Genomic DNA, 4,886 nt, shown 5'->3' on the forward strand with positions numbered 1-4,886 from the left:
ATACCCATGGTGATGGCTTTGGTAGGCACATTGGCCTTACCCCCAAAATCACGGGAAGCATCATTACGGGTCAAATCATCCAAAGTAACCAGGCGGGTACCCGAGTTGGGTGCCGACCCCGGCTCGTTAAAGCCGATGTGACCGGTACGGCCAATCCCCAGGATCTGCAGATCCTGGCCGCCTAATTCCTCAATCTGGTGCTCATAAGCCAGGCAGAAAGCAACCACGGCATCTTTATCCAGGGTACCATCCGGGATGTGTACCTGGGCAGGCTCAATATCCACATGGCTAAACAAATTCTCGTACATGAAAGTAACATAGCTTTGGGCCGCATCGGGCTTCATGGGATAGTATTCATCAAGGTTAAAAGTGATGACATTTTTAAATGATAAACCATCTTCCTTRTGCAGGCGCACCAGTTCGGCRTAAACCCCGATGGGGGTAACACCGGTAGCCAAACCAAGYACGGCTTTTTSRCCTTTGCTTTGTTTRTCGCGGATCAGCTTTGCTATCCGGCCAGCTACTGCAATTGAAGCTTCCTGCTGGTTGCTATAAACACTTACCGGCAGTTTCTCGTACCGGGTCTCTTCCAATAAATTTAATCGGGCCATAGGATGGGATGAATTTGGTTGAAAACAAATATATCAGATATTTACTTAGCGCACCTATTATTTTAACTTTTGTAAACGCCCAACAAATAAGTAATTTAACCGGATGTTACCTTTAAACCAAAATCTGCAAAAACTTTTTGATACCGCCCGCAAACCGGCTAAAACAGGTATCGGTTTAATGTCGGGTACCTCACTCGATGGGTTGGATATTGCCTTATGCAGGTTTACAGGTAACGGGCTGCAAACCCGGTTTGAGCTGATGCAGTTTATCACCATATCATATCCGGAAAGTTTTAAAAGCGAGGTGCAGCAAATATTCGCCCGCAAAACGGTCGACCTGGAAAAGCTGACTTTACTGAATGCCTTTATTGGTAATTATCACGCCGAATTGGTACTGCAGGCACTTTCAAAATGGGGGGTAAAGCCTGATGTAGTTGATTTTATAGCCAGTCATGGGCAAACCATTTACCATGCCCCAAAAAGATTACATAAGCAGGCGGGTTATGCCAACGCCACCCTGCAAATTGGCGATGGCGACCACCTGGCCGTAAAAACCGGGATACTGACAATCAGCGATTTTAGACAAAAACACATAGCCGCTGGCGGCGAAGGTGCACCGCTGGCATTATATGGCGATGTGCTATTAGGTAGTAAATTTGGTGAAAACAGGATCCTGCTCAATATTGGCGGCATTGCCAATTTAACCTATTTGCCGGCTGATGGCGATGCTGCAAAGGTATTGTGCACCGATATTGGGCCGGGTAATACATTGATAGATGCTGCCTGCCGCAAGTATTTTAATAAACCTTACGATGAGGATTCAAACATTGCCAATAGTGGTAAAGTAAATAACGAGCTACTTGGCGCATTACTTGGCCATTCATTTTTTGAAGAGCAGGCCCCAAAAACTACCGGGCCAGAATTGTTTAATTTAACATTTGTTGAAACCGCGCAAATGCAATCGGGAACCAGGGATATTTCAAATGAAGACCTGGTAGCTACTTTGAGTGAATTTACGGCTACATCAATCATCAATTTTATTAAGGCTAATGTTATTGCGGATGATCTGAAAATATTTATAAGCGGCGGCGGCGCAAGAAACCCTTTTATAGTAAGCCGTTTGAAGCAGGCTTTTGCACGCATTGATGATACCGGCAGTTTAGGGATTGATCCTGATGCAAAGGAGGCTATTCTGTTTGCCTTACTGGGTAACGAGGCTTTGTGTGGAGAGCCTATCGCTATTGGTAATAATCCAAAGGTTTTAATGGGGAAGCTTAGTTTTGCGGTTTGATAATATTGGGTAAAACAAAACATATAATTCGTTACTTTAGAAGTATATGCTGCCTCTACTCATTTCTGAACAAATACGAAGGGCTGATGCGTTCACCATTGCCAATGAGCCTATCACTTCTATCGATCTGATGGAACGTGCCTCTAAGGCATTTGTGGGTTGGTTCATCAATCATTTTCCTGATAAGGATAAATCCATATCCTTTTATTGTGGTACCAGTAATAATGGTGGCGACGGACTGGCGATAGCACGCTTGTTGAAAGAACACCACTATAAATGCATAAATGTTAATATTGCCCGCTTCAGTAATAAGCAATCGGATGATTTTGCTGCTAACCTCGCAAGGTTACAGCAAACCGGCGTCTCCATTACAGAAATAAAAGCCGGAGATGAAATACCTCCCGAAAGCGGCGCCATAATTATCGACGCCTTATTGGGTACGGGATTGAATAAACCCCTTTCGGGAGACTATGAGCGGCTGGTAAAGTATATTAATGATTTAAATAGAACAATAGTTGCTGTTGATGTACCTACAGGATTTTTTTCGGAAGGTGAGAATGACCCAGATGCGGTAGTTGTAAAAGCCGACCTGGTGATCACTTTTCAGCAGCCGAGGATCAATTTTCTATTGCCCGAATCGGCATTGTACATCAATTGCTGGGAGGTTGTGAATATAGGCATCAATGAAAAATTTGTACTGGGCCTAAACTCTTCCTATCAGTTTATGGAAGAAAAAGACATTCGCGGAATTTTGAAACCCCGGCACCGTTTCAGCAATAAGGGCACTTTCGGCCACAGCCTGATTATTGCCGGGCAGGCAAAAACGATGGGAGCTGCATTGCTTAGCGCTTCGGCCAGTGCTTATGCCGGTGCGGGGTTAACAACAGCCTGTATTCCCGGAAGTGGTTTAATTGCCTTGAATAGCTATCTGCCAGAAATTATGGCTATCGTTCGTAACGAAGATGAGCAACCCGAAATTGAGTGGGATAAATTTAATGCTATAGCTATTGGGCCAGGATTAGGGAAAGGCGACGATGCAATTAAATTGTTAAATGCCACTATTAAAAACTATAAAAAGCCGCTGGTTATTGATGCCGACGCGCTTAATTTACTTTCGGATAATAAGGGATTATTGAAAGAGTTGCCCGCCGGTAGTATTTTAACTCCGCATATGAAGGAGTTCGATCGGTTATTTGGCGAACATAAAAGCTGGTGGAAAAGATTGCAAACCGGCATGGAACAGGCAAAAGAGTTGAATATTTACATCATATTAAAAAACGACTATACCATCACAATTTCGCCCGATGGCAAATGCTATTTTAACCCCACAGGGAATGCCGCAATGGCTTCGGGAGGGATGGGTGATGTGCTTACGGGGATTATTGCAGCTATGCTGGCTCAAAAATACTCCCCTTTAGAAGCCTGTTTGATAGGGACATACGTGCATGGTAAGGCAGGCGATGAACTTGCTTTGCCAAACCGCCTTAACGTTGTTTTGCCGGGGAAGCTGGCAGCCCAACTGCCGGTTACTATGGCAAAATTAATGGCATAAAAAAAGGGATGCAAGTATCATACATCCCTTTTTGATTAACTATTAACTGATCTTATAAAGAACAAAATACTCAAGTTTATGAGTTAGATATATCACTTCAATTTTCGTTACTTCACAGGCTCTGTTTAATCTAACTGGTTATAAGACGTCCGAAGCATCTTATTAGTTACAAAAAAACGAATAAATGGTTTGGCTTATTGTGAAATAACTGTTAAATAATTAACAAAATGCATATTTATTTAACAAATATCATAAAAACAGCCTGTATCAGGGTAAAAAAGGCTGTTTTGAGGAAGCCGCCATGCCATTATTTCTAAATGCGGGAAAGGGTGAGAGGCTATCTTAGTATTTACCAAGAACCATCATTTGGTCCATTGTTGGGTTAATACTACCGCCTCGCGGTTCCAATGTTACGGCAAAAGCATCGGCAAAGGCAACCGGCTTCATCTCCTTAATATCGGTAACGGTATCTCTTGCAGTATCGAACACACCAAGGTTAACCGGCTTGCCGCCAACCAACGCCCAAAGCTGGTATTGATGTTCTTTATCATTCTCTGGCATTTTCATATTTGCCATGTCGATAACTACTTTTTTCTGTCCGGAACTAAAGGCAACTGTTACTAAAGATGAGGGGGTTTTTGCTGTGCCTTTCAGATGAATCAGCTTGTATGAAGTATCACGAAAAACAGTTAGTTCCTTATTCATGAGGTTAACCCTATTGGCAAAATGCTGTTTATCCTGTTGCATTGCAACTAACTGATTATTGGAATCCTGCAATTTTCCATAAATGCTTACCAATGCAATGGTACTGGCTATTAATAAGGTAAAGCTTGCTGCAAAGGCATATTTGTAATAGTTGTTTTCCTTAGGCCAAGGTAAGTTTGCAATATTATCTTCCTGGTCGATATTATCCTCTTCTTCGCCCTCTTCAGTTTCAATTTCTTCGTGATATGGGGCGACTGTAAAATTTCTATCATCGCCAAAATTAGTTAGCAGGCTGCCTAAAACCCTGCCTCGTAAATTTTCTGAAGGTTCAACCTCATGTTCTTTCGCATACAACTCCATTGAATGCGCTATGTTATCAAGTTCTGCTTTTATTTCCGGGTATTTTGAAGCCATCTTTTCCACCTGTCGTTGTTCGACGGGAGTTACATCCCCCAACACATAAAGCTCCAGTATGCCCGATTTTATATATGCTTGTATATCTTCCACTTTCAATTAAAATATTTTCTGAGCTCTTGTATGCCCATTCTTAACCTGGTTTTAATGGTTCCAAGCGGTATGCCCAGCTCATCGGCAGCCTCCACATGGGTGTAACCTTTAAAATAAACCAGGTCGATAATCGATTTTTGCTCAGGTTTTAGTATCTGTATCAGGTCTTTAACACCTATCAATTCAGGCTTGTAAGCGGAGCTCTTATATTGGTCTATGA

At 42.6% G+C, this 4,886-nt stretch carries 5 protein-coding genes; 2 read left to right on the forward strand and 3 right to left on the reverse strand.

What is annotated here, in order from left to right; genetic code table 11:
* A partial coding sequence (locus AC1DPZ_RS21845) for a 6-phosphogluconolactonase (protein ID WP_477407410.1) occupies positions 1–611 on the reverse strand: 611 nt, incomplete at its 3' end.
* Positions 612–714: 103 nt separating this feature from the next.
* Here AC1DPZ_RS21845 and AC1DPZ_RS21850 point away from each other — a divergent pair.
* Together AC1DPZ_RS21850 and AC1DPZ_RS21855 are read left to right on the forward strand one after the other, a co-directional pair.
* On the forward strand, positions 715–1,902 hold the full coding sequence (locus tag AC1DPZ_RS21850; protein ID WP_477407412.1) for an anhydro-N-acetylmuramic acid kinase: 1,188 nt from the start codon (positions 715–717) through the stop codon (positions 1,900–1,902).
* Positions 1,903–1,948: 46 nt separating this feature from the next.
* On the forward strand, positions 1,949–3,454 hold the full coding sequence (locus tag AC1DPZ_RS21855; RefSeq protein ID WP_477407414.1) for an NAD(P)H-hydrate dehydratase: 1,506 nt from the start codon (positions 1,949–1,951) through the stop codon (positions 3,452–3,454).
* A 342-nt stretch (positions 3,455–3,796) separates the two neighbouring features.
* Here the strand turns inward: AC1DPZ_RS21855 and AC1DPZ_RS21860 are convergent, their stop codons facing one another.
* Both AC1DPZ_RS21860 and AC1DPZ_RS21865 read right to left on the reverse strand, forming a co-directional pair.
* Positions 3,797–4,666: an anti-sigma factor gene (locus AC1DPZ_RS21860; RefSeq protein WP_477407416.1), complete on the reverse strand. Its 870-nt coding sequence runs from the start codon at positions 4,664–4,666 to the stop codon at positions 3,797–3,799.
* Positions 4,667–4,668: 2 nt separating this feature from the next.
* A partial coding sequence (locus tag AC1DPZ_RS21865) for an RNA polymerase sigma factor (RefSeq protein ID WP_477407418.1) occupies positions 4,669–4,886 on the reverse strand: 218 nt, incomplete at its 5' end.

The sequence above is a fragment of the Mucilaginibacter sp. P4_G9 genome (assembly GCF_056400985.1).

Bases quoted from the DNA above. Each gene is read 5' to 3' on its own strand.
- AC1DPZ_RS21850 (WP_477407412.1), top strand. From the start codon at position 715: ATGTTACCTTTAAACCAAAATCTGCAAAAACTTTTTGATACCGCCCGC.
- AC1DPZ_RS21855 (WP_477407414.1), top strand. From the start codon at position 1,949: ATGCTGCCTCTACTCATTTCTGAACAAATACGAAGGGCTGATGCGTTC.